Annotated in this window: 24 protein-coding genes; 11 read left to right on the top strand and 13 right to left on the bottom strand. The window is 71.3% G+C overall.

Annotated elements, in window-relative coordinates; translation table 11 throughout:
- Positions 1 to 4: 4 nt before the first annotated feature.
- The 10 genes from WFJ17_RS12100 to WFJ17_RS12055 all read right to left on the bottom strand — a co-directional run bounded on the left by WFJ17_RS12100 (position 5) and on the right by WFJ17_RS12055 (position 9,307).
- Positions 5 to 820, bottom strand: a complete 816-nt coding sequence (locus WFJ17_RS12100; protein WP_251438605.1) for an MBL fold metallo-hydrolase — start codon at positions 818 to 820, stop codon at positions 5 to 7.
- Positions 817 to 1,521, bottom strand: a complete 705-nt coding sequence (locus WFJ17_RS12095; protein ID WP_251438606.1) for an MBL fold metallo-hydrolase — start codon at positions 1,519 to 1,521, stop codon at positions 817 to 819. Before WFJ17_RS12095 ends, WFJ17_RS12100 begins: the two co-directional genes overlap by 4 nt.
- Before the next feature lie 22 nt (positions 1,522 to 1,543).
- Positions 1,544 to 2,215, bottom strand: a complete 672-nt coding sequence (locus tag WFJ17_RS12090) for a cysteine hydrolase family protein (protein ID WP_251438607.1) — start codon at positions 2,213 to 2,215, stop codon at positions 1,544 to 1,546.
- 74 nt (positions 2,216 to 2,289) lie between these two features.
- Positions 2,290 to 3,894 (bottom strand): ABC transporter substrate-binding protein, encoded by a 1,605-nt coding sequence (locus WFJ17_RS12085; protein WP_336648547.1) that lies wholly within the window; start codon positions 3,892 to 3,894, stop codon positions 2,290 to 2,292.
- Positions 3,895 to 3,968: 74 nt separating this feature from the next.
- Positions 3,969 to 4,796 (bottom strand): MBL fold metallo-hydrolase, encoded by an 828-nt coding sequence (locus WFJ17_RS12080; RefSeq protein WP_251438609.1) that lies wholly within the window; start codon positions 4,794 to 4,796, stop codon positions 3,969 to 3,971.
- A 9-nt stretch (positions 4,797 to 4,805) separates the two neighbouring features.
- Positions 4,806 to 5,630 (bottom strand): hypothetical protein, encoded by an 825-nt coding sequence (locus WFJ17_RS12075; protein WP_251438610.1) that lies wholly within the window; start codon positions 5,628 to 5,630, stop codon positions 4,806 to 4,808.
- 60 nt (positions 5,631 to 5,690) lie between these two features.
- A complete protein-coding gene (locus tag WFJ17_RS12070; protein WP_336648546.1) occupies positions 5,691 to 6,758 on the bottom strand; it encodes an ABC transporter permease in 1,068 nt (355 codons plus the stop codon).
- Entirely contained in the window at positions 6,755 to 7,573 is an 819-nt protein-coding gene (locus tag WFJ17_RS12065) for an ABC transporter ATP-binding protein (RefSeq protein WP_336648545.1), read from the bottom strand. Before WFJ17_RS12065 ends, WFJ17_RS12070 begins: the two co-directional genes overlap by 4 nt.
- 1 nt (position 7,574) lies before the next feature.
- On the bottom strand, positions 7,575 to 8,423 hold the full coding sequence (locus WFJ17_RS12060) for an ABC transporter ATP-binding protein (RefSeq protein ID WP_292884860.1): 849 nt from the start codon (positions 8,421 to 8,423) through the stop codon (positions 7,575 to 7,577).
- Complete coding sequence (locus tag WFJ17_RS12055) at positions 8,420 to 9,307, bottom strand: ABC transporter permease (protein WP_251438614.1); 888 nt, start codon at positions 9,305 to 9,307, stop codon at positions 8,420 to 8,422. The genes WFJ17_RS12060 and WFJ17_RS12055 overlap by 4 nt, the downstream gene beginning before the upstream one ends.
- Positions 9,308 to 9,616: 309 nt before the next feature.
- On the opposite strand from WFJ17_RS12055, the gene WFJ17_RS12050 reads away from it, so the two are divergent.
- From WFJ17_RS12050 to WFJ17_RS12035, 4 genes are read left to right on the top strand one after another with little or no spacing between them, the layout of a single operon-like run.
- Complete coding sequence (locus WFJ17_RS12050) at positions 9,617 to 10,564, top strand: branched-chain amino acid transaminase (RefSeq protein ID WP_251438615.1); 948 nt, start codon at positions 9,617 to 9,619, stop codon at positions 10,562 to 10,564.
- Positions 10,561 to 11,463, top strand: a complete 903-nt coding sequence (locus WFJ17_RS12045; protein WP_336648544.1) for an acetamidase/formamidase family protein — start codon at positions 10,561 to 10,563, stop codon at positions 11,461 to 11,463. The genes WFJ17_RS12050 and WFJ17_RS12045 overlap by 4 nt, the downstream gene beginning before the upstream one ends.
- 1 nt (position 11,464) lies before the next feature.
- Positions 11,465 to 12,889: a dihydroorotase gene (locus WFJ17_RS12040; protein ID WP_251438617.1), complete on the top strand. Its 1,425-nt coding sequence runs from the start codon at positions 11,465 to 11,467 to the stop codon at positions 12,887 to 12,889.
- 8 nt (positions 12,890 to 12,897) lie between these two features.
- Positions 12,898 to 14,388 (top strand): MFS transporter, encoded by a 1,491-nt coding sequence (locus WFJ17_RS12035; protein ID WP_336648543.1) that lies wholly within the window; start codon positions 12,898 to 12,900, stop codon positions 14,386 to 14,388.
- A 54-nt stretch (positions 14,389 to 14,442) separates the two neighbouring features.
- Here WFJ17_RS12035 and WFJ17_RS12030 read toward each other — a convergent pair whose 3' ends face one another.
- Positions 14,443 to 16,560, bottom strand: a complete 2,118-nt coding sequence (locus tag WFJ17_RS12030) for a DEAD/DEAH box helicase (protein ID WP_336648542.1) — start codon at positions 16,558 to 16,560, stop codon at positions 14,443 to 14,445.
- Between the two features lie 133 nt (positions 16,561 to 16,693).
- Between WFJ17_RS12030 and WFJ17_RS12025 the strand changes: the two genes are divergently transcribed.
- The 6 genes from WFJ17_RS12025 to WFJ17_RS12000 all read left to right on the top strand — a co-directional run bounded on the left by WFJ17_RS12025 (position 16,694) and on the right by WFJ17_RS12000 (position 22,407).
- Complete coding sequence (locus WFJ17_RS12025; RefSeq protein WP_336648541.1) at positions 16,694 to 17,113, top strand: pilus assembly protein CpaE; 420 nt, start codon at positions 16,694 to 16,696, stop codon at positions 17,111 to 17,113.
- Positions 17,114 to 17,173: 60 nt separating this feature from the next.
- Positions 17,174 to 18,697: an ATP-dependent DNA ligase gene (locus WFJ17_RS12020; protein WP_336648540.1), complete on the top strand. Its 1,524-nt coding sequence runs from the start codon at positions 17,174 to 17,176 to the stop codon at positions 18,695 to 18,697.
- 254 nt (positions 18,698 to 18,951) lie between these two features.
- Positions 18,952 to 20,598, top strand: coding sequence for a thiamine pyrophosphate-binding protein (locus WFJ17_RS12015; protein WP_336648539.1), 1,647 nt, complete (start codon positions 18,952 to 18,954; stop codon positions 20,596 to 20,598).
- Between the two features lie 96 nt (positions 20,599 to 20,694).
- Positions 20,695 to 21,174 carry a helix-turn-helix domain-containing protein gene (locus tag WFJ17_RS12010; RefSeq protein ID WP_251438623.1) on the top strand — a complete coding sequence of 160 codons (480 nt, stop codon included), beginning with the start codon at positions 20,695 to 20,697 and terminating at the stop codon, positions 21,172 to 21,174.
- Complete coding sequence (locus WFJ17_RS12005) at positions 21,171 to 21,536, top strand: HepT-like ribonuclease domain-containing protein (RefSeq protein ID WP_336648538.1); 366 nt, start codon at positions 21,171 to 21,173, stop codon at positions 21,534 to 21,536. Before WFJ17_RS12010 ends, WFJ17_RS12005 begins: the two co-directional genes overlap by 4 nt.
- 10 nt (positions 21,537 to 21,546) lie before the next feature.
- Positions 21,547 to 22,407, top strand: coding sequence for a PhzF family phenazine biosynthesis protein (locus tag WFJ17_RS12000; protein ID WP_336648537.1), 861 nt, complete (start codon positions 21,547 to 21,549; stop codon positions 22,405 to 22,407).
- A 30-nt stretch (positions 22,408 to 22,437) separates the two neighbouring features.
- Here WFJ17_RS12000 and WFJ17_RS11995 read toward each other — a convergent pair whose 3' ends face one another.
- On the bottom strand, positions 22,438 to 24,306 hold the full coding sequence (locus WFJ17_RS11995; RefSeq protein WP_336648536.1) for an FAD-dependent monooxygenase: 1,869 nt from the start codon (positions 24,304 to 24,306) through the stop codon (positions 22,438 to 22,440).
- A gap of 161 nt (positions 24,307 to 24,467) precedes the next feature.
- On the opposite strand from WFJ17_RS11995, the gene WFJ17_RS11990 reads away from it, so the two are divergent.
- Positions 24,468 to 25,166, top strand: a complete 699-nt coding sequence (locus WFJ17_RS11990) for an IclR family transcriptional regulator (protein ID WP_336648535.1) — start codon at positions 24,468 to 24,470, stop codon at positions 25,164 to 25,166.
- Positions 25,167 to 25,453: 287 nt separating this feature from the next.
- Here WFJ17_RS11990 and WFJ17_RS11985 read toward each other — a convergent pair whose 3' ends face one another.
- Positions 25,454 to 26,833: an MFS transporter gene (locus WFJ17_RS11985; protein ID WP_251438628.1), complete on the bottom strand. Its 1,380-nt coding sequence runs from the start codon at positions 26,831 to 26,833 to the stop codon at positions 25,454 to 25,456.
- Positions 26,834 to 26,939 lie beyond the last annotated feature (106 nt).

The following is a 26,939-nucleotide window of genomic DNA, read 5'->3' as shown; positions in this document are numbered from 1 at the left end:
TGAATCACTGCCCCAGCCCGCCTCCCGCGTAGACCGCACGGTGCGCAGCGAGCGACGTGCGCAGCATCCCGTCCACGTCGTCGATGACGTTGCCGTGCGCCGGCCCGATGAGCGTCGTGGGGTGGGCGTCGAGCACCCGCTCGATCGCGCCGAACGCTTCGCTCACGTCGACGAACCTGGTCCAGTACAGCGCGCGGCCGGTGCCGTACGCCGCCTGGGCGACACTCGGCGGCTCGGGCATCTCGCCGGACAGAAGCCGGCACTGGCCGGGACGGTGCACCGGCTCGTCCTCGTCGTCGGGACCGGGGACGTCGTGGATGAACGAGAACCCGTCCGAGACGAAGAGCACGCCGGCTCCCGAGTCCCAGGCCCAGGTCGTGTTCTCCAGGTCCCGGATGTGCGCGGGCAGGAGCACCAGCTCGCGCCCCCCGAGGTCGATCGACTCCCCCGCCGCGCGCGGCCGCAGCCGGTGCGCATGCTCCGGGAAGTGCAGGTGGTAGTCGCGGGTCTCGCCCACGACGAGCGCATCCGGATAGCGCTCCAGCAGCGCAGGCAGATTGCCGGCGTGCGGGATCTCGGGGTGCGTCGGCACGAGGTAGTCCAGCGTGCGCCCCGCGAGCGCCTCGTCGAGCTGCGCGAGCACGAGATCCCGGTGCGCGGGATCCCCGGTGTCGATGAGGGCGGTGCGCCGCCGGCCGATCACGAGGTAGGCGTTGACGTGATAGTGCACCTCCTCGCCGTGCCCGAAGGCCGACAGGCATCCGCCGAGCCAGTGCACGCCGTCGGCGATCGGCCGTGCGCTTTCGAAGACGACACTCATGCGATCCCCCTCCTCTCGATCTCCGCGGCCACGGCCCCGGTTGCGGCGGCGACTTCATCCGCGGCGAACAGACGTCCGTAGCCCGGACCGACCGCGCGCACCGCGCGTCCGTCGACGACGGCCCGCACGTGCTCCGCGATCGGCCGCGTGTCCGCCAGGGAGAACCAGCGGAACTTGCTGAGGCCGTCCGCGGCCGCCGCGTCCCCGTGGGTGAAGGCGTCCGAGGTGAGCAGCCAGCCGCTCGCGGGCTCGTGCACCCACAGCGTGGGCAGCAGCCGCAGCAGCGGCGAGATCAGCTCGATCCGCAGGCCCGGATAGGGCTCCACCCACTGCGCGGTGCCGGGCTCGACGCTCACGCGGCGGGCCTCGGCGCGGCTGCGCGGGACCGTGATCCCGCCCGTGTACCAGACGGCGTCGAGGCCGAACCGCTCCTCGATCGCGGGCAGGTTCAGGCAGCACTCCATCTCGGTGCGGGTGAGCAGCACGGAGAGCCGCGTGCCATCGGCGAGCAGGGCGCCGAGACCCTCGAGGATCTCCGCTTCGTGCACGCGCAATCCGGTGTCGACGAGCAGCGCGCCGTGCTCGCCGCGGATGAGGTAGCAGTTCACCGGCTGGGTCGAACGGGTGCCGGGAGGGCACCAGCTGACCCGCTCGTCGAGCTCGATCGTCCCGCCGAGACGGTGGATGGTCGTGAGGGACATCCCGGTGACCGCTCGCCCCGCGTCAGCGGGTGGCGCCTTCCCAGACCGCGATGGCCTCGTCCAGCGAGCAGGTGTCGTGCCGAGCGCGCATCACGGTGAGCGCCGCCTCGTGCACGACCTCGTCGTAGGCGCCGACGGCGTCGTCCAGGAGCACGGCGTAGAAGTCATGGGAGCCCGCGTCGCGCAGCGTCGCCTCGACGCAGCCCCCCGTGGAGACGCCGACGATCGCGACCGACTCGATGCCCTGGCTGCGCAGCAGCAGCGCGAGCTCGGTGCCGACGAAGGCGCTCTGCCGGCGCTTGCGGATGACGATCTCGTCGCCCTCCGGCGCGCAGGACTCGGTGAACTCGGTGAGCGGGTCGCCCTTCGCGCTGAGCCGGCCGAGGTCGGTCGAGCGACCGTGGCCGACGGTGTAGAGCGCCCGCAGCCATGCGGGCGTCGAACTGCGACCGTCGGGCAGGTTCTCCACGCAGATGTGGAAGACCGGCACCCCTGCGGCCCGCGCGGCGCGGATCGCTCTGGCGCACTGGTCCACGATCCGCGGCATCATGCTCATGTCGTGCCCCGAGTCGGCGATCGCACCGCCTTTCGAGACGGCGCCCTTCTGCATGTCGATGACGACGAGGGCCGTCGTGGTCGGATCCAGCAGCTCGGCGAACGTGTCGCGCACGGGCTTTCCGCAGATCTCGATCATGTCCTTGTCCTTTCTGCCCGGGAGCCGGCCGGATCGGGCCGGCCGGCCCCCGAGGTCTGGTGGGGTCTTCCCGGTCAGCGACCGAGGGCGTTGAAGTAGATCTGACCGTTGGTGAGCGGGACCGCCCCGGTCAGCCCCGCGGAGTGCGCGAGCATGTTCTTCGTCTGCACCAGGGAGAGGATCGGAGCGCCCTCGTCGACGTAGCCCGCCATCTGGTTGAGCAGCTTGGTGCGCGCCGCCGTGTCCGTGGTCGGCGTGCCGGCGAGAGCGAGCCGCGCCTCGTCGAATCGCGGGTCCTTCCAGCCGGTGCTGTTGCTCGGCGCGTCGCCGGCGTAGAACGCGTAGCTGTAGAACGCGGGGTCGGCGATCACGATCGGCTCGGAGTAGAGCACCGCCTGGAAGCGGCCCTCGATGAGCGCCGTCGAGAAGTCCGTCGAGCTCGCGATGTTCTGCAGCTCGACCTTGACGCCGACCTTGCCCAGCATCGACTGGATCAGCACGGCCGAGCGCTCGGCCACGGGACCGGGGCGGGTCACGCTGTAGCTCAGCGTCAGGTCGAATCCGTTCGCGTACCCCGCGGCGGCGAGGGCCTTCTTCGCGGCGTCCGGGTCGAAGGTGTAGCTCGCGGTCGGGTCCGCACCGGGGAAGATCGCGGTGGCCGGATCGCCGTAGCCCGCATAGGCGCCCTTGACGAGGGCCTTGCGATCGATCGCCATGGAGATGGCGCGGCGCACCTCGGCGTTCGCCAGCGGGCCCGTCTTGGTGTTCATCATCATGGTGTCGCGGGTCTGGCTGGTGCAGTCGGAGACCTCGACCCCGGTGGCCTTGGCGAGCGACGCGTACTGGCTGTACTCGAAGGATCCGGCGACCTGAGCCTCACCCGATTCGACGAGCTGGCTGCGGGTCGCGGTGCTGGGGACCGCCTTGACGACGATCCGCTTCACGGATCCGCGTGTCCCCTCCCACTTCGGGTCCGCCTTGAGCGTGAGCGAGGTGCCGGGCGTGAACTCCTCGAGGTCCCAGCCCGAGTAGTCGGCCAGGTTCTTGGACAGCCAGTTGTTCGCGGTCGGGTCGTCCGGTGTGACGTGCTTCTTCGCCTCCACGCTGTCATGGATGTAGAAGAGGTTGTTCTGCAGCGAGGCCAGCGTGTACGAGGTGATCGAAGTGGTGTTCAGCTGGATCGTGTGGTCGTCGATGACCGTGGTGAGGTTGTCGACGTTGAACCCGCTGCTCTTGAGAGTGCCCTTCATCACGGGCTGACGGACCATGCCGATCTGCAGGCTCCACGCGACGTCCTCGGCGGAGAGGGTGTTCCCGAACTGGCTGGTCATCTTCTTGAGCTTGACGATGACGCCGGTCTTGTCGGGGTTGATCTCGGCGCTCTCGGCCAGGCGGCCGGTCACCTCGGTGGGAGATGCCGCGCAGGCGGCCTTGTCGGAGGATCCGCTGTCGTACGCGAGCAGTTGCGAGCCGAGCCCGCTCAGCACGACGTGCGACGCGCTCCCGCCCCAGGGCGCCGGGGTGAGGCTGTCGGGCAGGGCGCCGACGGCGACGACGACGCTGGCGGGCTGAGCCGCCTTGGACTGCGTCGGGGAACCGGAGGCGCCGCCGGAGCAGCCGGCGAGGGCGAGTGCCGCTGCGGCGAGAGCGCCGACCGCGGCCAGACGTGAATGCTTCATTGCATCGTTCCGTTCTGGTTTTCGGGTGTAGAGGGAACTGCCGGTGGAGGGGCGGTGGACGCGGGGCGGACCGGTCAGTACCGGTACGCCTGCTTGTGGCCCGCGCGGATGATCGGCTCGACGTCGCGCACGTTGGTGATGACGTTGCCGTGGGTCGGTGCGACGGCCTCGACGCCGAGGTCGTCCACCAACTGGAGCACGCGGTCGTAGACGCGGTCGGCGTCGTCGTTGAAGCGTGCCCAGTACAGAGCGCTGCCCGTGAAGAAGGCCGCGTTCTCGACAGCGATCGGCTGCGAGAGCTCGTCCGTCGTCAGCGCGCATTCGCCCGGGAGGTGCAGCGGATCCTCGTCGTCGAGGTCCGGGCGGTGCATGTAGCAGAAGCCGTCGGCGGTGAAGAGCACCCTGCCCTCCTCGGCGAACGCCCACTGGGTGTTGGGGAGGTCGCGGATGAGCGCCTCGACGATGCGGATCCGCTGCCCTCCGCCGAGGTCGATCACATCCCCGGGGACGCGCGGGTGCAGATTGCCGACGATCTGCGGGTAGAAGAGGTGGTAGTCGTGCAGATCTCCGACGATCGTGATGTCGGGGTACTTCTCGACCAGCCGGGGCAGGTTCCCGGTGTGCGGTAGCTCGGGATGGGTCGGGAAGACGTAGGTGAGCGGCTCGTCGCCGAGGAGCTCGTCGAGCTTGGCGGAGATGGTCGGCCAGCTCGACGGGTTGCCGGTGTCGATGATGATCGACGCGTCGGCGCCGCGCACGACGTACGCGGAGTTGTGGCCGTGGATGACCCGGTCGGCCAGGTGGAACGGCAGGCAGGCGCCCATCCAGAACACTCCGGGCTTGATCTCGCGCGGGAAGTCCGCGCTCATCGTCTCTGTGACGATCTCTTCGGTCTGATCCATGGCGTTCTCCTAGGCGGCGTCGGCCAGCGCGGCCAGCATGAGGTCGAGGTGGCGGCGGACCGAGCTCCTGCCGCGGATCACGGATCCGCGCGAGGGTGCGATGATCTCCGGATCCAGGTCGTCGAAGGTCGCGACGAGCCAGTCCCGCAGCGGGTGCTTCGTGGCCCGCGGCAGCCATTCGTACTTGGCGAACAGATGAGCGGCGACCTGGTCGCTCGTCGTGTCGTCCTGCACCGTGTCGTCGATGAAGCGGTATCCGTCCGCACGGTCCAGCACACCGTGCGTGAAGGTGTCCGACGTGAACAGTGCGCCGGTCTTCGCGTCCCATCCCCAGAACGTCGGCAGGAGCCGCAGCAGCGGGGACTGCACGTCGAGCACGCGCCCCGGGGCGACCTCGATGCTCATGGAGCGCTCGAGCGCGTCGCCCTCGGTGGTGCGGGTGCCGTCGATCTGCTGGCGCCGTCCGCGCAGCGCGAAGCGGCTCACGTCGTCGAAGGCGTCGAAGGGGTTGATCACTCCGCCGGTGAAGAGGCGCAGGATGTCGAAGCGCCGCGAGATCGGCTCGAGGTTGGAGACGCAGTCCATCTCGGGCCGGGTGAAGAAGATCGACACTCCCCCGCCCTCGCCGAGCAGTTCGGCCAGGTCGTCCAGCACGGCCTCGCTGTGCACGGCCATCCCGGAGTCGATGAGCAGATGCTCATCGCCCTCGGACAGCAGGTAGCAGTTCGAGCTCTGGAAACCGGTGGATCCACGAGGCACCCAGCTGACCCGGTCGTCGAGCGGGTAGGCCCCGCCGAGAACGGTCAGCCCGCCGTCATGCACTTTAGTGAACATGCCTTCAACTTATTGAAGTCAGGAGCCGTTGTCAAGGGATTCCACGCGGGAATTCCCTGCTCAGGCGGCCTTCGCGAGCGCGGAGCGGGACGCACCGTCGCGCGTCCGGCGGGAGACCCCGGAGAGCTGCCGCGCGCGCGGATCCATCAGGGTGATGAGGGTGTCGAGGATCACGTAGCCGAGCAGGCTCGTGGCGCCCATGATGAGCACGAAGCCCTGGATCACGGGCACGTCGCCCTTGAGTACGCCGTCGAGCGACCATCCGCCGACGCCCGGCCAGGAGAAGACGCTCTCGATGATGGCCGCGCCGCTCAGGGATGCGGCGAACAGCAGCACCATGTAGGTCATCAGGGCTCCGCGCACATCGGTCAGGGCGTACCGGAAGACCTGCCCCGGTCGCAGCCCGCAGGCCTTGGCGAACTCGATCTGCGGCGAGTTCAGGATCTGCAGGAGGCCGGAGCGCACGGTCTTGCCGAACGGCGCCGCGAAGAACAGGCCCAGCGTGAGGATCGGCAAGGCCGCGCGGCTCAGGATCGAGCCGACCGTCTGCCACTGACCGGCGAGCACGACGTCGATCGGGACGAGGCCGGTGATCTTCGGCGGCGTGGGGTCGGCCGGCGAGAGCATTCCGAGCGGAGCCGGCGCGATGTGCAACTGCTGGTAGAACACGAACAGCAGGAGCAGGGCGAGCACGAACTCCGGCATCGCCATGAGGAGGGAGACCGAGACGCCGAAGACCTTGTCCGCCGCCCGGCCCGCACGATAGGCGGCCAGGGCGCCGAGTCCGAGCCCGATCGCCAGGGCGAGCAGCAGCCCGGGAACGAGGTAGACCAGGGTGTTGGGCAGACGCGTCCACAGCTCCTGCGAGACCGAGGACCCGGTGAAGAACGAGGTGCCGAGATCGCCGTGCAGCACGCGCACCAGGTAGTCGAGGTAACGCTCGAGGAACGGCTTGTCCAGGCCCAGCTGCGCGTTGATCCGGGCGACATCGGTCGGCGTCGCGTATTCGCCGAGGAGCGCGACCGCGGGGTTGCCGGGCAGCAGCGAGACGAGGCCGAAGCTCAGCGTGATCAGGCCCCACAGCAGCACGACGGCGATGAGGACCCGGGAGACGATGTAGCGGATCATGATGCTCCTGACGTGGCGCCTGCGGCCTCCGCGCGACCGCGGTACGGGATCGGCGGCATCGCGGCCGCCATGAGGTTGCGGGTGTACTCCTCGCGCGGCTCGTCCAGGACCTGCTGCGCCGAGCCGCTCTCCACGAAGCGGCCGTGATGCATCACGACCACGTGCGAGCAGAAATGACGCACCGTCTCGATGTCGTGGGAGATGAACACGTAGGTGAGCCCGCGTGCCTCGCGGAGTCGGTTCAGCATCCGGAGGATCGAGGCCCGGATCGTCAGGTCGAGCGAGGCCGTGGGCTCGTCCAGCACGACGAGGGAGGGATCCGTCACGAGGGCGCGGGCGATGCCGACCCGCTGCTGCTGCCCGCCGGAGAGGTTCGCCGGGCGCCGGTCGAGGAAGTCCTCGGAGAGACCGACCTCCTCCAGCGTGTCGATCACGCGCCGGCGCCGCTCGGCGCGCGATCCGTAGCCGCCGGCGACGATGAGCGGCTCCTCGACGATCTGGCCGATCGTGAGCCGCGGGTTCAGCGAGGCGAACGGCTCTTGGAACACGATCTGCCAGCGATGCCGGTTGCGGCGCAGCTCTCGCGCTCCGAGCGCCCGGATGTCCTGCCCCTCCAGCCGGATGGTGCCGCTGTCCGCCTCCAGCAGACGCAGGATCAGCCGGCCGAGGGTCGATTTGCCCGACCCCGACTCTCCGATGATGCCGAGGCACTCCCCGCGCTCGACGGCGAGCGTGATCCCATCGACGGCGACCTTGGTCCCGCCGTGCGGAAGCGCGAACGTCTTCGTGACGTCGTCCAGTTCGATGAGGGCCATGTCAGCGCCCCGCCCTTCCCGCGCCCGCGGTCGCGATCGTCGCCGTCCCCCCGGGGGGCGCGGCGTCGGGCCGGACCACCGATTCCAGCAGCGATGCGGTGTACTCGTGCTCCGGCGTCACGAAGACGCGCGACACGGGGCCCTGCTCGACGAGCCGCCCCTGATACATCACGAGCACCCGGTCGCAGTAGTTCGCGACGACGCCGAGATCGTGCGTCACGATCAGCATCGACCGGCCGCTGCCGCTGGTCAGCCGGGCCAGGGTGTCCAGCACCTGCCGCTGCACGGTCAGGTCGAGTGCGGTGGTCGGTTCGTCGGCGATCACGAGACGCGGGTTCAGGAACAACGCCATCGCGATGACGACGCGCTGCGCCATGCCTCCGGAGAGCTCGTGCGCATAGCCGTCGATCACGCGGTCCGGATCCTTCACGCCCGTCGCGTCGAGCAGCTCGATCGCGTGCACGCGCGTCTGATCCCCGCGGTCGACGCCGTGCGCCTTCGCGATGTTGCGGAACTGCCGCTCGATGCGGAGCACGGGGTTGAGCGCGCTGAACGGGTTCTGCGCGACGAAGCCGATCTCCTTGCCCCGGATCGCCCTGAGGTCGCGCTCGCGCATGTCCAGCAGCGAGCGGCCGAAGAAGTCGACGTGTCCCTCCGTCACTCGTCCGGGCGGCATCAGCAGCTTGATGATCGAGCGCACGACGGTCGACTTGCCGGAGCCCGACTCGCCGACGATCCCGACGATCTCGCTCTCGCCCACCTCGAACGAGACGCCGTGCAGCGCCCGGATCGAGCTGCGCCTCGTCTCGAAGTCGGTGACCAGGCCGGTCACCTCGAGCCCCTCGCTCATCGCGCCCGCTCCACTCGCTCGATCCTGTTCTCGATCGCACCGGCGATCACGTTGAAGGAGGCGATCACGAGCAGCATGGCCAGCGTGGGGAACGCCGCCGCCCACCACTGCCCGCGGATCAGCATGCTCGCGCCGTCGCTGATCATCGCGCCCCAGGACGGCGTCGGAGGCTTCACCCCGACGCCGAGGAAGTTCAGTGCGGCGATCGTGCCGAGCGCGTTCGCCGCGGTCAGCGTGGCCTGCACGAGCACGACGCCGTAGGCGTTGCGGAACACGTGGTTGAAGGCGACGCGCAGGGGCGAGCACCCGATCGCGACCGCGGCCTCGACGTAGCGCGAGGAGCGCAGCGAGAGCGCCGCGGCCCGCGACAGCCGGACGAATCGCGGTGCGCCGACGATCGCGATCGCCAGGATGACGTTCGCGGGCCCGCCGCCCATGAGCTGGATGGCGACGATCGCGAGCACGATGATCGGCAGCGCGGCGAAGGCGTCCACGACGCGCATGACGGCGTCGCCGACGCGGCCCGAGGTCGCGAACAGCCCGATCGGGACCCCGACCACCAGCGCCAGCACCGTCGCGGCGATCGAGATGGGCACGTCGAGCTTGGCCGCCTCGATCGTGCGCGAGAAGACGTCCATGCCGTTGCCGTCGGTGCCGAACCAGTGCTGCGCGCCCGGACCGATGCCGATGGCGTTCGGATCCGGGTGCAGCGGGTCCGCCGGATAGGCGCCGAGGATCGCGAGCAGGGGCAGGCCGATGAGCACGAGCAGCGCGAGCGCGACGGCGACGACGCCGGCGTGGCCGCTCAGGCGCAGCCTGCCCCGCCTGCTCCAGCGGACCGCCCGGATGCTCGGGGACGTCTGCGGGAACCCCGGCGCGCTCATGCGCCCCGCCCGGCGTCTCGGGCGCTCCGGCGGAGCGCGGGGGACTGCGATGGTTCCGGCATCAGAACTCCCGTGGTGACCTCATCGTCGCGATGACCCGATCGGATCATCACTTTATTGAAGACATGATCCCCCCGCCGCGTCAAGCCCCTTGGCTCTCTATTCCAGAAGAACAAGGCGATGAATCGCCCGCGGCAGGCCTCAGACGCGCTATCGCGTCTTCATCGAACGTTGACATCCACCGGCATCATCTTCATTATGGTGATGACAACCTTCTTTCAATGAAGACAGACAGGATGGTTCCCGACGATGTCGACCTCTTCCGCTCCGGTCCGCTACCTGCTGCACGACGGCGAGCTCGTCGAATACGCCGACGCCCGCCTGCACGTGCTCTCCACCACGGCCAAGTACGGCGTCGGCGTGTTCGAGGGCTTCCGCGCGTACTGGAGCGAGGAGGACGGCGAGCTGTACGCCTTCCGTGTCGCCGACCACATGCGCCGGCTCGTCGACTCGATGCGCGTCGTCGAGATCGACGGCCCGACCGACATCGCCCTGCTCTCGCAGCAGCTGCTCGGACTCATCCGCGCCAACGAGCTGCGCGCGAACCTGCACATGCGCACCCAGGTGTTCGTCGACTCCCCCGACGGCAAGCCCGACGACACGGGTCCGTCCACGGTCTACATGGCCGCGATCCCGATGGGCAACTATTTCGGGGCGACCGGTCTCGACGTGCAGATCTCCAGCTGGGCGCGCCTCTCCGATCGGGCGATGCCGCCTCGTGTGAAGTCGATCGCGAACTATCAGAACGGGCGCCTCGCGCTGCTCGAGGCGCGACGCAACGGCTACGGCGCCGCGCTCCTGCTCACCGAGAGCGGACACGTCGCCGAGGGCGCCGGGTACAACGTGTTCGTCGTGCGCCAGGGGCGGTTGTGCACTCCCCCGTCGACCGAGAGCATCCTCGAGGGCATCACCCGCGACAGCGTGCTGCAGCTGGCGGCGACGCAGCTCGGGCTCGACGTCGACCTGCGCCCCATCGACCGCACCGAGCTCTACTCCGCCGACGAGATCTTCGTCTGCGGCAGTGCGGCAGAGGTCAACCACGTCACCTCGGTCGATCGCACCCCGATCGGCGACGGGGCGAGCGCCGGCCCGATCACGCAGCAGCTGCAGGAGCTGTACCAGCGCGCCGTGCGCGGCCGCGTGCCGGGCCTGGAGCACTGGGTGACGCCGGTCTACGCGACCTCGGGCGACCGGTGACGGCGACGGCGCCGCACGCCGGCTTCCTGCATGCGAGGACCGAGTTCGACCCCGCGGCGCGGCCCGTGCTGCGGGTGCGCCAGGGCGAGCGCTTCCTGCTCGAGGCGCGCAGCCTGCTCACCGACGGCACCTTCGAGACCGCCACCGACTTCCGCGGCGCTGCGATCCCGGTCACCGGCCCCGTCGCGATCGCCGATGTGCGACCCGGCGACCTGCTGCGCATCGACGTGCACGAGATCCGCCTCGCCGACCGCGGCGGCATGGTGACGCTCCCCGGTCGCGGCGGGTTCGGCGAGCCGCTGGAGATGGCCGGCCTCGTCGTTCCGGTGCGCGACGGCCACGCGTGTTTCCCCGACGACGTCCTGGTGCCGATCCGCCCCATGATCGGCAAGATCGGCGTCGCTCCGGCCGGCGAGAGCCCGAACTCCTCGACGGTCGGCCGCTACGGCGGCAACATGGACTGCCGCGACGTCATCGCCGGCGCCTCGCTGTTCGTGACCGCCCAGGTCGACGGCGGGCTCCTGTACGCCGGCGATCTGCATGCCGTCCAGGGCGACGGCGAGTGCTCCCTGACGGCCGTCGAGATGGAGGGCGCGGTCGAGCTGTCCGTGCGCATCGTGCGCCCCGGCCCCGTCCGCGGCCCCGTGGTGTTCGCGGAGGGGCGGATGGTCGTCATCGGCGACGGCGAGACCCTCGACGAGGCGGCGACCCTCGCGCTCGACGAGACGATGGCGATCCTCCGCGCCGACCGCGGCTGGACCAGGGAGCGCACGGCGATGCTGCTCTCGGCGGCCGCCGACGTCTCCGTCACCCAGCTCGTCAACGCCCGCAAGGGCGTCAAGGTCTCCCTCGACGAGCGCTATCTGCTCACCTGCCCCTTCGAACGGAAAGAGGATTGACATGTACGACCTCCTCATCACCGGCGGTATCGTCGTCACCCCGTCCGGCCCCGCGCGCCTGGACGTCGCCATCGCAGACGGCAGGATCGCCGCACTCGCGCTCGCCGGGAGCACGCCGCACGACGACGCGCACCGCGTCATCGACGTCGCCGGCAAGCTCGTCGTCCCGGGCGGCATCGACCCGCACGTGCACACGAACTCGGTGCTGCCCACGGCCGCCGAGAGCGGCATCAAGTGCTTCGGCTCCGACCGGGTGAGCGAGGGCGCCGTCTACGGCGGCACGACCACCCTCGTCGACTTCGCGCACTGGCAGCCCGGCGACGACCTGGAGGACTCGTTCCGGCGCAAGGCCACGGAATGGAACGGGCTCAGCTTCACCGACTTCGCGTTCCACGGCACGTTCAAGGAGCCGGAGGTGCCCTTCTCCGTGCTGGAGCAGATCCCCGATGCGGTGCGGAACGGCCACGGCAGCTGGAAGGTGTGGATGACGAACACCACCCCCACCCGGCCGCATCAGAAGACCGACCTCGGCACCATGTGGGGGATCATGGAGCAGACCGCGGCGGCCGGGGCTATGCTCGCCGTGCACGCCGAGGACGACGACATCGTCATGTACGCGTACCGCCGCCTGCAGCGCCAGGGCGCCATCGGCCTGGAGAACATGCACCACGCGCACAACGTGCTCTCCGAGCGCCTGTCGTTCCAGCGCGCGATCACGCTCGCCCGGCACGTCGGCGCCGCCATCTACCTCATGCACGTGAGCGCGAACGCCGGGATCGAGGCGATCCGCCAGGCCCGCGGCGAGGGCGCGCCCATCTACGGCGAGATCCTGCCGCACTACGCCTACTTCTCGGCGGAGGACTACCGCCAACCGCATGGCGCGATCTACCACACCTACCCCTCGCTCAAGGACGAGCACGACCGAGACGGCATGTGGCCCGCCCTGATCGACGGCACCCTGAGCACTCTGGCGACCGACGGCGTCTGCACCGACTTCGACGTGAAGACCCGCGGCAAGACCATCTTCGACGCGACGGGCGGTTTCGCCGGCGTCGAGATGCGGATGGCCGTGGCGTACACCGAGGGCGTCGTGGACCGCGGTCTCGACCTCGTCCGCTTCGTCGATCTGACCTCCGCCAACGCGGCCAAGATCCTCGGACTCTATCCCCGCAAGGGAGCGATCGCGGTGGGCAGCGACGCCGACCTCGCCGTGCTCGACGTCGACGTCGACAGGCGCGTCGCCGCCGCCGACCTGCACGAGGCCGACTACACGGCCTGGGAGGGCTACCGCACGCGCGCCTGGAACACGATGACGCTGCTGCGCGGGAACGTGATCGTCGAGGACCGTACGATGATGACCGGCCCGCTCGGCGAGCTTCAGCAGCAGCGCGTGTCCTCCGACGTGCTCAGCCGGCCCGCCTGCTGAGGGCCGGCATGCCCGGCCGCTCCGGGACGCGCTCGGTGCGGATGCTCGTCCTGAGCCTGATGGCCTCGATGCTGGTCGTCTCGTTCAATCAGACGGTGCTGAACACCGCCCTGCCCACGATCGTCGCCGAACTCGGCGGACTGGACAGGATCGGCTGGATCGTCGCCGCCTTCGTGCTCACCGCGACGCTGGCGATGCCGCTCACCGGCGCCGTCTCCGATGTCCTGGACCGCAAGCGCCTCCTGATCGGCGCGAGCGCCCTGTTCACTCTGGGGACCCTGGGCGGGGCCGTCGCGGGGAGTCTCGACCTGCTCATCGCCGCCCGCCTCGTCCAGGGCGTCGGCGGTGGGGCGGTGATGGTCCTCACCCAGACGATCATGGCCGCCGCGGTGCCGTCGCGGGAGCGCGCGAAGTACGCCGGTGCCTTCGGGTCCGTGTGGGCCGTGGCGACGACCGGAGGCGTGCTCATCGGCGGCTGGCTCACCGACGGCCCGGGATGGCGCTGGGTGTTCGGGGGCACGATCCCCCTCGCAGTGGCCGCGACCGTGCTGTCGCTGCGGGCGATCCCCGCATCCGCGCCCACGTCCGCGAGAGCGACCCCCGACGTCCCGGGGATGCTCCTGCTCTGCGTCGCCACGACGGCCCTGGTCGCCGCGACCTCGCCGTCCCTGGCGCCGGGAGGGGTCTGGGTTGCGGCGGGCACGGGGATCGCCGCGGTGCTCGGACTCGTGCTCGTGGAGCGCCGGGCCGCGCAGCCCGTCCTTCCCGCGGTGCTGTTCCGCAGCCGCACCTTCGTGCTCGCGACGCTGGCCGGGACCCTCTCCAGCGGCGTCTCCTCCTTCGTCGTGCTCTCCTATCTGCCGTCGTTCCTCCAGATGGTGTTCGGGCTGACCGCCTTCCAGGCGGGCCTGCTCCTGCTGCCGATGATCGTCAGCACGGTGCTCGCCTCCACGCTGACCGGATTCGCCGTGACCCGCACCGGCCGGTACGTCCTCATCCCGGCGAGCGGCGCCTGCGCGGTGGGAACGGGCCTGCTCCTGCTCGGGCTGGTCGGCCCGCACGGCGGCCCCCACGTGCTCGCCCTGTCGGCCGCGCTCCTCGGCGCCGGAGTGGGCACGAACGTGCTGCTGTTGACCCTGCTCGCGCAGAACGCGATCCCCGCCGCGAGCATCGGCGTGGGCACCGCGGCCAACAACTTCTTCCGCCAGGCGGGCGCGACCCTCGGGATCTCGCTCATCGGCCTGGCCTTCGCGGCCCGGATCCAGGACGCGCTGGACGCGTCGATCCGCGCGCACGGCACGACGATCCCATCCGGGGTCTCCCTCACCGCCGTGTCGCCGGGCGAACTCGCCTTCCTGTCCGCGCCGGTGCGCGCCGCGGTGTCGGACGCCTACGCTCAGGCGCTTCCCCCGCTGTTCCTGGCGATCGCCCCGCTGGCGTTCGCCGCCGCGGTGATGATCCTGTGCCTGGAGCGGCGCCCGCTCGCCGACGGACGCTGAGACCCGGGCGACGCCCCGAGGGGCGTCGCGGCCCCCGATCGGCGATCGCTCGGCTCAGCCCCGCAGCGCGAGCACGAACGGGAGCACGTCGGTCGCTCCGGCACGACGGAGGGATCGGGCGGCGACGGTGAGCGTCCAGCGGCTGTCGGCCTGATCGTCCACGAGCAGCACCGGCCCGGCCGGGACGGCAAGGGCATCGGCGGAGAACCGGTCCCAGACGCCGGCGAGGCGGAACGCGCTGTTGCCGCCGGGCCCGCCGCTCGGCCCTCCTCCGGTCGTGGCCAGCTCGCCCAGGTACGGCAGCCGGCCGATCTCGGCGAGGCTCCGCGCGAGCGACCCGACGAGAAGCGGTCGGGTGCGCGAGGGCACCGAGACGACCGCGACCGGACGCTCGGCCCAGCCCCAGCCGGCGAGTACGCGCACGCAGGCGTCGCGCAGCCGATCGGGAACCGGGGCATCCGGCGCTCCGGCGGTGAAGAGCTCGCGCAGCGCACCGCCCCAGCCGAGGTCGGTGAGACGGGCGAGCGCGCGCCCCTCCCCCGCCTGCTCGTCCACGGCGATGCGTCCCTTCACCGGGACGCCGAGCCGGTCGGCGCCGGTCGGCCACGCCCGCCGGGGCTCGACCGGCACTCCGACGCGATCGAGCGACGCCGAGGCCGCGGCACTCGCATCGGCGCCGACGCCGGTCGGATACCAGGCCCCGGCGCAGTTGTCGCACCGCCCGCAGGGTGCGGCGGTGTCATCGTCGAGCGTGCGCTGCAGGAATTCCATGCGGCATCCCGAGCCCTGCTCGTACTCCACCATGTGCTGCTGCTCCGCCCGGCGCTCCGCCGCGATCCGCTCGTACCGCTCGGCGTCGTAGACCCAGGGCTCGCCCGTCGCGACCCAGCCGCCCTGCACCCGGCGCACCGCACCGTCGACGTCGAGCACCTTGAGCAGCAGCTCCAGCGGCGTGCGGCGGATGTCGACCATCGCCTCGAGGACGGGGGTCGACACCGGCGCGTCCCCCAGCGCCGCGATGACCCGCTCCGCCCGCTCCCGATCCGGCATCGACGCGGTCGCGAAGTAGTGCCAGATGTCGCGGTCCTCGGCCCCCGGCAGCAGCAGCACGTCCGCGCTCTCGCTCGCGCGCCCGGCGCGGCCCACCTGCTGGTAGTACGCGACCGGAGAGGACGGAGCCCCCAGATGCAGCACGAACCCGAGATCGGGCTTGTCGAACCCCATCCCCAGCGCACTCGTCGCGACCAGCGCCTTCACCTCGTTGCGCTTGAGCATCGACTCCGACTCGGCGCGCTCCTCCGGATCCGTCTGGCCCGTGTAGGCGCGGACCTCGTGCCCGCGCTCGCGCAGCAGGCGCGCCGTGTCCACGGCCGCCGCGACCGTCAGCGCGTAGATGATGCCGGATCCGGGCAGCTCGTCCAGATGGCTGAGCAGCCAGGCCAGCCGGCTGGGCGCATCGGGCAGGCGCAGCACCCCGAGCCGGAGGGAGGCGCGGGCGAGCGGGCCCCGGATCGTGAGCACCTCGGATCCGCCTCCCGCCTCCGCGGCGCCGAGCTGCTCGGCGACGTCGGCGACGACCCGGCTGTTCGCGGTCGCGGTGGTGGCGAGCACCGGCACGTCGGCGGGCATCCGCGCGATGAGCTCGCGCAACCGCCGGTAGTCGGGGCGGAAGTCGTGCCCCCAGTCGCTGATGCAGTGCGCCTCGTCGACGACGAGCATGCCGATGCGGCGCACGAGCGCGGGCAGCTGCTCTTCGCGGAACGACGGGTTGTTGAGCCGCTCGGGAGACACCAGGAGCACGTCGACCTCGTCGCGGTCCAGCTGCGCGAGCACGTCGGCCCACTCGTGCGCGTTCGTGGAGTTGATCGCCACCGCGCGCACGCCCGCGCGCTCGGCCGCGGCGATCTGGTCGCGCATGAGCGCGAGGAGCGGGGAGACGAGCACAGTGGGCCCGGCCCCCTGCTGACGCAGCAGCAGCGTCGCGACGAAGTAGACCGCCGACTTGCCCCAGCCGGTGCGCTGCACCACCAGCGCCCGCCGCCGCTCGGCGACCAGCGCCTCGATCGCCGCGTACTGCCCGTCGTGGAACTCGGCGTCGGGGCGGCCGACGAGGGACCGCAGCGCCGCGAGGGCTGCGGCGTGCGTCTCGGGCGAGGAGCCGTGCTGCGTCATGCTCCCAGCCTGCCGCACTCCTCCGACATGCGCGCGGCCGTCCTTCCCGGGCATCCGGCTACGCTCGGACGATGAGCACATCGGCGCGACGGACGACCGGTCTCCGCGCCGCAATCGCGCCGAGGCCCGTCTCGTGATCACGCGTGAACTCGCGATCGCGCTGCGCGACGCCGGCCTGGTGTGGCACCCGGCCGAGGGCGACCGCTTCCAGCTCGTCCTGCCCGACGAGGTGGAGCTGGAGGTCGAGGCCGACGTCTTCACCGTCAGCACGATGACGATCGAGGCCCGGCGCACGCCGACCGGCATGATCCTCGCGTTCAACGGCACGACCGAGTGGGCGCTCGACGCGGTGCCGCTCACGGAGGCGGTCTGGCTGCCCCGCGAGGACCAGCTGCGCGACCTGCTGCGTGGCACGTTCCGACAGCTCACGCGACTCGACGACGCGTTCCGCGTCGAGATCGAGATCGGCCCGGAGCAGCTGCGCTTCGAGCATCCGGATCCGTCCGAGGCGTACGGGCGTGCCCTGCTCGCGCTCATCGACCGCTCGCGCTGAGAGCGGTGCGGGGCGGACGAGCGCGCTCACGATGTCCGACCCCGGTGCGACAATGCCGTCATGAAGCTCAGCGAGGTCGTCGCCGCGGTCGGCCGGGCCGCCGCCACCTCGTCGCGCCTGGCCAAGATCGACGTCTTGGCGGGACTGCTGCGCGGCGCCGAGCCCGACGAGCTCGCGCCCCTCGTCGGGCTGCTGCTCGCCTCGCCGAGGCAGGGCAGGCTCGGAGTCGGCTGGCGGGGCATCGCCGCCGTCGACGTGGCGCCCGCCGAATCGGCATCCCTGACGATCGCCGACGTCGACCGCGCCCTGGATGAGCTCGCCGCGGTCTCCGGTTCGGGGTCCTCGTCCGCGCGCTCCGCCGCGCTCGAAGGGCTCGCCGCCCGTGCCACCGCCACGGAATGGGACTTCCTGGCGCGCGCGATGCTCGGCGAGCTCCGTACCGGCGCGCTCGCAGGCGTGCTGCTCGATGCGGTCGCCCGCGCGTCGGACCGCGCTCCCGCGGCGGTCCGACGGGCCGCGATGCTCTCGGGCGACCTCGGCGCGACCGCGCTCATCGCCCTCACCGGCACCGCGGAGGACCTGGAGGCGGTGGGGCTCGCGGTGGGCCGGCCGGTGCTCCCGATGCTCGCGGCGAGCGCCACGACTCCGGGCGCGGCACTGGAGATCACCGGCGAGGCGTCGGTCGAGTACAAGCTCGACGGAGCGCGCATCCAGGTGCACCGGCACGGCGATGAGGTCCGCGTCTTCACGCGCAGCCTCGCCGATGTGACGCACCGGCTCCCCGAGATCGTCGACATCGTGCGCGCCCTGCCCGCGCACGACCTCATCCTGGACGGGGAGACGCTCGCGCTCGACGAGGACGGCGGCCCGCGGCCGTTCCAGGAGACCATGTCCCGTTTCGGCGCGGACGCCTCCCGCGAACTCGCCCTGCGGCCGTGGTTCTTCGACCTCCTGCACGTCGACGGTCGCGATCTCATCGATGAGCCGCTCGCCGCGCGTCTCGGCGAGCTCGAGCGCGTGGTCGGCGGGTGGCGCATGCCCGGGGTCGTGACCGCCGATCCCGAGGCGGCGGAGCGCGTGTCCAGGGAGGCGCTGGCCGCGGGGCACGAGGGCGTCGTCGTCAAGGCCATCGGATCCGCCTATGCGGCGGGCCGGCGCGGCAAGAGCTGGGTGAAGGTCAAGCCCGTGCTGACCTACGACCTCGTCGTGCTCGGCGCCGAGTGGGGATCCGGGCGGCGGCGCGGCCTGCTCTCGAACCTGCACCTGGGGGCCCGGGATCCCGAGGGCGAGTTCGGCGAGCCCGGCGGCTTCGTCATGGTCGGCAAGACCTTCAAGGGGCTCACCGACGAGGTGCTGCGCTGGCAGACCGAGACCTTCCCCGGCTACGAGACGCGGCGCACCGCGTCCGCCGTGTTCATGCGCCCCGAGATCGTCGTCGAGATCGCGATCGACGGGGTGCAGCGCTCGCCCCGCTACCCCGGCGGCGTCGCGCTGCGGTTCGCCCGGGTGAAGCACTACCGCCCCGACAAGCCGGCCGCCGAGGCCGACACGATCCACACCCTGCGCGGACTCCTGCGCGAGTGAGGCGCGGATCCGAAACCATCGCGATCGGGCGCGGATCCGAAACCGTCGCGCTCGGGGAAGGACGCCGGATCCGCCGGGGCGGCCTGGCGCGATAGAATCGGCTCGTCCGGCGCCCGCGCGTCACCCGCCTCCGTGCGCCGGTGCTCGAAAAAGGGGCACGAAGCCCGCAGCGCACGCACCGACGACGGTGCGCAGCAGCTCCGGCGAGACACATACGGATCCTGTTCCGTTGTCGTCTCGAAAGGACGTTCCGCATGCCCACCGTCTCCGCGCACGTCGCGCTCACCCTCGCCCAGCACATCGACGCCGTCTTCGGCGTGATGGGCAACGGCAACGCCTACTTCCTCGACGCGATCGAGAAGCAGACCGATGCCGGCTTCACCGCCGTCCGTCATGAGCAGGGCGCCGTGGTCGCCGCCGACGCGCACTTCCGCGCCTCCGGGCGCATCGCCGCCGCGACCAGCACCTATGGCGCCGGCTTCACCAACACGCTCACAGCGCTGGCCGAGTCGGTGCAGGCGCACATCCCGCTCGTGCTCGTCGTCGGCGACGAGCCCACGAGCGGCCCGCGCCCCTGGGACGTCGACCAGATCGCCCTCGCCTCGGGCGTCGGCGCCCGCACGTACACCGTCGGCCGGGCCGATGCCGCCGCGACCTCGGTCATCGCGATCGAGCACGCCCTCACCTATCGCGTGCCGGTCGTCCTCGCGATCCCCTACGACGTCGCCGCCCTCGAGGCCGGCGAGGTGCCCGCCGCTCCCGCGCCGCGCGTGCCGGCGGCGCTCGCGGTGAAGGGCGAGTTCGCCGAGGGGATGCTCGACCGCATCGCCGAGGCCCTGGGTTCCGCGAAGCGCCCGTTCCTGCTCGCGGGGCGCGGCGCCTGGCTCGCCGGGGCCGGCGAGGCGCTGGGCGCGCTCGCCGACGCGACGGGCGCGCTCACCGCGTCCTCCGCGCTCGGCCGCGGGGTGTTCCCCGACCAGCGCTTCGACCTCGGCGTGACCGGAGGCTTCGGCGCGGAGGGCGCGATGGACCTCATCCGCGAGGCCGACGTCGCCGTGGTGTTCGGCGCCTCGCTGAACCAGTTCACGATGCGGTTCGGCGCCCTGTTCGCCCCGGGCACGCAGGTCTTCCAGATCGATGTGGCGCCCGCGGCCACGCACGCGCACGTCGGCGGGTTCGTGCGGGCCGACGCCCGGCTCGCGGCCGAGGCGCTGGTCGCCCGGCTGCAGGGCGCCGAGGGATCCGGCTGGCGGGAGGGCGTCGACGTCGTCGCAGCCCGCGCGTACGCGCCCGGCGACGAGGCGGCGCCCGACGGCCGGCTCGACCCGCGCTCCGCGGCCCGCCGCATCGCCGAGCTGCTGCCCGAGGATCGCGTCGTCGTCTCGGACGGCGGGCACTTCATCGGCTGGGCGAACATGTACTGGCCCGTCGCGTCCCCCGACCGGATGATGATGATCGGCACCGCCTTCCAGGCCATCGGCCAGGGCTGGCCGAGCGTCGTGGGCGCCACCCGCGCCCGCCCGGAGGCGACCGTCGTGCTCACCTCCGGCGACGGCGGCGGCCTCATGGCGATCGCCGACCTGGAGTCGGCCGTGCGCTCCGCCGGCGGCCGGGGCCTCGCCGTGATCTGGAACGACGCGGCCTACGGCGCCGAGGTCAACCTCTACGGCCTCAAGGGCCTGGCCCGCGAGCCCATGCTCATCCCGCAGGTCGACTTCGCCGCCTTCGCCGCGGCGGTGGGCGCCGAGGGCGTCGCGGTGCGCACCCTCGCCGACCTCGACCGACTCGCCGCCTGGACGTCCGAGGATCCCGCGACCCGCCCGTTCCTCGTGCTCGACCTGCGCATCTCCGGCGACGTGATCGCCCCGTACCAGGAGGAGATCATCCGCGTGAACTCCTGAACGTCGGCCGGTGCACCCCTGCCCCACACGGACCACGCCAAGAACTCTTCGATATCACTGATCCGGGATATCGCGGATCAGTGATATCGTGGCGTCATGGCACGAGCGGCGGAAGTGATCCGGGAGGCGCGAAAGCGCGCCGGCATGACCCAGATCGAGCTCGCCCGTCGCAGCGGCATCGCGCAGAACGTGATCAGCGACTACGAACGCGGCAAGCGCGAGCCCTCCTTCGGCGCCGTCGACCTGCTACTGGGGGCCGCCGGGCTCACCATCGAGTACGCGCCGCTCTCCGAGCTGGAACGCATCCGACGGCGACGCGACGAGATCGTCGACGTCCTGGCCGCGCACGGCCTGACGAACGTGGGCGTCTTCGGCAGCGTGGCGCGGGGCGAGGAGACGAGCACCAGCGATATCGACCTGCTCGTCGACATCGCCGACGGAACGGGGCTGCTCGCTATCATCGGCGCTCAGGTCGAACTCGAAGACCTTCTCGGCCGCTCGGTCGATCTCGTTCCGCGCGACGGATTGAAGGCAGATGTCACCCCTTCTGTCACGCGAGATGTCGTGATGCTGTGAAGCGCTCGCCACGAGCGCGCCTGAATGACCTCCTCAGCGCCGCCGAAGCGATCGCCGAGCATCTGGGCGCCGTCGACATCGACGAGGGGATGCGCTTCGATGCGATCCGCATGCGGCTCTTCGAGATCGGAGAGGCGACGAAGGCTTTGCCCACGTCACTCCTCGAAACGGAGCCGGGCGTCGCCTGGTCGCACATCGCCCGCATGCGCGACCACCTGGCGCATCACTATTTCGACACGGCGCACGCGGTGGTGCTCGAAACGGCGCGCGCGAGCGTACCCGCCCTCGCGGAGGCGACCCGGCGGATCCTCGCCTCCCTCGATCAACCCGACCCGAACGCCCCCGGGCCAGGGTCGCCGTAGGCTCGACCCCATGAGCGCCACCCCCGAGATCCTCCGCTACGCCGCCTTCGCCGCCGCCCCGGAAGGCGGCAATCCCGCCGGCATCGTGCTCGACGCGGGGGCGCTGACCGACGCGGACATGCAGCGGATCGCGGCCGAGGTGGGCTACCCCGAGACGGCGTTCCTGCTCGGCAGGAGCGCCGAGGCGGGCGAGCGCCGCTACCGGATCCGGTACTGGTCGCCGGCGGCGGAGGTGCCGTTCTGCGGACACGCGACCGTGGCGACCGCCGTGCTGCTCGCGGAGCGCGAGGGCGACGGCGACATGACCTTCGAGACCCCCGTCGGCGACGTGGCCCTCACGGCGTCGACCGGCGCGGGCGGCATCGAGGTCGCCTTCACCAGCGTCGAGCCGGTGGTGCGGGAGCTGGATCCCGGCGTCCTCGCCCGCCTGCTCGAGGTGCTCTCGCTGCGCGCCGAGGATCTGGATCCGGCCCATCCCGCGCGCGAGTCGTTCGCGGGCAACTGGCATCCGGTGCTGGTACTGCGGGATCCGGAGATCTTCCATCAGTTCCGCTTCGCGCCCGAGCCCGTGGCCGCGCTCATGAGCGAGCGCGGCTGGACCGGCACGATCACGGTGCTGCACCCGGTGGCCGGCGGAGAGCTGCTCGCACGCAACCTCTTCCCCGTCGGCCGGATCACCGAGGACCCGGCGACCGGATCGGCCGCCGCGGCGACCGGCGCCTACCTGCGGGCGATCGGCCGCGTCCCCGAGGACCGCGTGGTGCGGATCCACCAGGGCGCGCACGTCGGCCGCCCGAGCCTGCTGACGGTCACGATCCCGGAGGTCGGCGGCATCGTCGTCACCGGCGGGGCGACGCCGATCCGCGGCTGAGGCCGAACGCCCGGCGCCGGCTCCGGAGTCTCAGGCCTCCAGGAACGCCCCCTCGAGGAACGACTCCAGCTCGCCGATCGCGCCGAGCGGCAGGATCGCGGCGACGTACTGGTCGGGACGCACGACGATCACGACGCCGTCGCGGGACAGCTCGCGCTCGACGAAGATGTCGCCCTTCGACCAGTGCGAGGGCGCGGCGGCGTAGAGCTTCTCCCAGTCGGTGAGCCCGAGCGGGCCCGTCTTCGGCTGGAAGAGCGCCGGCGCGGTCGTGACATCGAGGTCCTCGGCGGACTGCTGGTAGACGGCCTTCACGTCGAACACCGCGTCCACGTCGCCGTCGGCGGGCGTGAACCGGGCGAGCACCGGCGCCGCGGCCTCGGCCCAGGCGTCGAGTCCGGAGCCGGTCGCGTCGCCGAACGCGTACACGCGCCAGCGTCCGTCCGCCTTCGCGTGGTGTCCGAGGTGCACGACGTTGCCGTCGGAGACGCGGACGACCTCGGCGCTCTTGAAGCGCTTGCCGAGCGGGAAGCCCGCGGCGAGCGGCTGATGCGCGGCGGATCCGGTGATCATCGAGCTCGTGTACTGGGTCATGAACCCGGAGGGGAACTCGGCGGTCGCGAGGTAGTAGTTCGCGAGCTCCTGCGGATCCGAGATCTCCTCGGGCTTGCGCGCCATGAGCGAGGACCACTCGCGATCGAAGTCGATGAGCTGCTGCGCCACGGGGTGCCGCTCGGCGCCGTACGTCGAGAGCAGCTCCTGCGGGCTGCGGCCGGTGAGCACCGACCCCAGCTTCCAGCCGAGGTTGAACCCGTCCTGCATCGAGACGTTCATGCCCTGGCCCGCCTTGGCGCTGTGGGTGTGGCAGGCGTCGCCGGTGAGGAAGACCCGCGGATGACGGGTGCTGCCCTCCCCCACATCGTCGAAGCCGTCCGTGATCCGGTGCCCCACCTCGTAGACGCTGTGCCAGGCGACCTGCTTCACGTCGATCGCATAGGGGTGCAGGATCTCGTTCGCCTTGGCGATGATCGCCTCGATGGGAGTGTGCCTGACCTGGCGGTCGTCCCCCGCCGCGACCTCGCCGAGGTCGATGTACATGCGGCTCAGGTAGCCGCCCTCGCGCGGGATGTGCAGGATGTTGCCGGCCTCCGCGTTGATCGCGCACTTGGTGCGCCAGTCCGGGAAGTCGGTGTTCACGAGCACGTCCATGACGCCCCAGGCGTGCGCGGCCATCGCGCCCACGTGCGTGCGGCCGATCGCCTCGCGCACCCCGCTGCGCGCGCCGTCGCAGCCCACGACGTAGGTCGCGCGGATCGTGCGCTCCTCCCCCTCGCGGTCGCCGGTGACGTAGCGCACCTGCACCTCGACCGGGTGCTCGCCGTCCTCGTGGACGGTGAGGCCGGTGAACTGCACGCCGTAGTCGGGGACGATCCGGGCGGGCCCGTCGGCGGCCGCCTCGGCGAAGTAGTCGAGCACCCGCGCCTGGTTCACGATGAGGTGCGGGAACTCGCAGATGTCGTACGCGTAGTCGGCCGTGCGCGCGGTGCGGACGATGTTCTGCGGGTTCTCCGGATCCGGCCCCCAGAAGTTCATCCAGCCGATGTTGTAGGCCTCGGCGACGATGCGCTCGGCGAAGCCGAACGCCTGGAAGGTCTCGACGCTGCGCGGCTGGATCCCGTCGGCCTGACCGAGCTCCAGCCGACCGCCGCGGCGCTCGATGATCCGGGTCGTGATGCCGGGGTACTGCGACATCTGAGCCGCCAGCAGCATTCCCGCAGGCCCGGATCCGACGATGAGCACATCGACCTCGTCGGGGAGGTCGGCGGGGCGGTCGATACCGGTGCCGGCGGCCGGGAGCACCCGCGGGTCGTGGGAGACGTATCCGTGGTGGTGGAACTGCATCGTCGTCGATTCCTTCCTGACGGCGCCGTCGGGCGTGGTTCGGGATCGTCGGCGGCTCTTGCGCACCGGGTGATCCGTGTTCTATATTCGAACGCAACGTTCTACTATTGAACACAGACTAGCCGAGGTCGCGACGTCGATCAACATCGGAAGGCGGATCCATGGCCGAAGCCCCTGCATCCCAGACGCTCAGCCGCGGAATCCGGATCCTCGAGATCCTCGGCGACGAGCGCGGCCCCCTCTCGATCGACGAGATCGCCGCACGCCTCGGCGTGCACCGCTCGATCGCGTACCGCCTGCTCCGCACCCTCGAGGACCACCGCCTGATCGGGCGGGACGCGGCGGGCCTCGTCGCGCTGGGGCCGCGCATGGCCGCACTCGCCGCCGGGGTCGCGCAGGATCTGCAGGCCGAGGCCCTTCCCGAGCTGACCGCCGTCGCGAACGAGCTCGGCATGACCTGCTTCCTCGCCGTGCTCGACGGCGAGGAGTGCATCACCCTGGTCAGCGTCGAGCCGCGGCACACCGTCGCGAGCGTGGCGCAGCGCCCGGGCGCCCGGCATCCCGTGACGGTCGGCGCCCCCGGCAAGGCGATCCTCGCGCAACTGCCCGAGGTCGAGTGGCCCGAGGGAGCCCCCGCGGCGCTGCACGACGCGGTCGCCGGATCCCGCCTGGCGGGCTTCGCGACCAGCCACGACGAGGTCATCCCGACCGTGCAGTCGGTGGCGGTTCCGCTCGCCCTGCGCGGACAGCGCCCCGCCGCGATCGCCGTGGTGCACGTCGCCACCGACCGCACCGACGCCGAGATCGCCGCACGCCTGCAGCACTCCGCCGCGACCATCCGCGACGCCCTCGGAGCCTGAGCCGACCCAACTCAGGTCAGACCAGCCCCATCCCGCGAAACCACGGGCCAGAACCCCCACCACCGGCAGCCCAGCCTGAATACGGCGCCGCAGGCGCGGCCGATAGCGAGACTCGCGACTCGCCGCGCGCCTGCGGCGCTCCGCCGCAACCATCCGCCACGCGCTCCGGGCCTGAGCCGGACCCCGCCCAACTCAGGCCAGACCAGCCCCACCCCGCGAAACCACGGGCCAGAACCCCCACCACCGGCAGCCCAGCCTGAATACGGCGCCGCGCCCGGTCTTCCGGTCTAGGCCCGGGACATCCCGTAGATCGGGCTCACCGCCTGCTCGGCCTCCGCGTCGGGGCCGAGCGGGATGCCGCTGCGGTCGCGCAGCAGCAGCGTCGCGACGAGGCCGATCACCGTCATGCCGGCGAGGTACCAGGTGACCGCCTGCGTCGAGCCCGTCGCCTGCACGATCGCGGTCGCGATGGTCGGCGCGAAGGCGCCTCCGACGATGGCGCCGATCGCGTAGGAGATCGAGACCCCGGAGAAGCGGATCGAGGCGGGGAACAGCTCGGTGTAGAGCGCCGCCTGCGGGCCGTAGGTGAAGCCGAGTCCGATCGTGAGGATCGCGAGGGCCACGAACAGCAGTCCGATCTGCCCGGTGTTCACCAGCGGGAACAGCGTGAACACGCCGATCAGCTGCAGGATCCAGCCGATGATGTAGGTGGTGCGACGCCCGATCCGGTCCGAGATCCACCCGGCGACCAGGGTCGACAGCAACCAGGTGACGGCAGAGCCGGCCACCGCCCAGAGCACGGGTCCGCGGTCGAGCTTGAGCGCGCCCTCGGGGTTGGTCGCGTATCCCTGGATGTACCCGCCGGTGGTCATGTACCCGACCGCGTTGTTGCCGGCGAAGACGAGGGCGGCGATGATCACGAGCAGCAGGTGCTTGCGGAACAGCTGCACGATCGGCATGCTCGCGGCCTCCTTGCGCTCGGCGAGCTCGGTGAACACCGGGCTCTCCTCGACCCGACGGCGCACGTAGTAGCCGACCACGATCAGCACCACGCTGAGCAGGAACGGGATCCGCCAGCCCCAGGACAGGAACTGGTCGCCCGGCGCGACGAGCGCCATGATCGCCATCACGCCGGAGGCGATCAGCAGGCCCAGGGGCACGCCGATCTGCGGCGCCGCGCCGAAGATGCCGCGCTTGGCCTTGGGGGCGTGCTCGACGGCCATCAGCACCGCCCCGCCCCACTCGCCGCCGGCCGAGATCCCCTGCAGGATGCGCAGCAGCACCAGGAGGATCGGAGCCGCGACCCCGATCGCGTTCGCATCGGGCAGCACGCCGATCAGCGCCGTCGCCGCGCCCATGAGGATCAGCGTCCACATCAGCACGGCCTTGCGGCCGAACTTGTCGCCGAAGTGGCCCGCCAGGAACGCGCCGAGAGGGCGGAACAGGAAGCTCACGCCGACGGTCGCGAACCCGACGAGGGCGCTGTTCGCACCGAGGTCCTTGAAGAAGAGCTGGCCGAACACCAGCCCCACCGCGGTGGCGTAGATGAAGAAGTCGTACCACTCGACCGTGGTGCCGATGACGGTGGCGAAGACCACCCGGCGCCGGTCGGCGGCCGAGGCGATGGTGCCGGTGGGCGTGAAGCCCGGGGAGGATTCTGCGGACATTGCGTACTCCTTTGCATGGGACGTCGTCGTCTTGGCCGACATCGTCGTCGTGCCCGTCGGGGGCCTCGGATCCCGTTGCGGACGGATCCGGATTCCCTGCTTGCCG

The organism is Microbacterium sp. MMO-10 (genome assembly GCF_037148715.1).
GTDB lineage: Bacteria > Actinomycetota > Actinomycetes > Actinomycetales > Microbacteriaceae > Microbacterium.
This window is presented reverse-complemented; position numbering and strand designations above follow the sequence as displayed.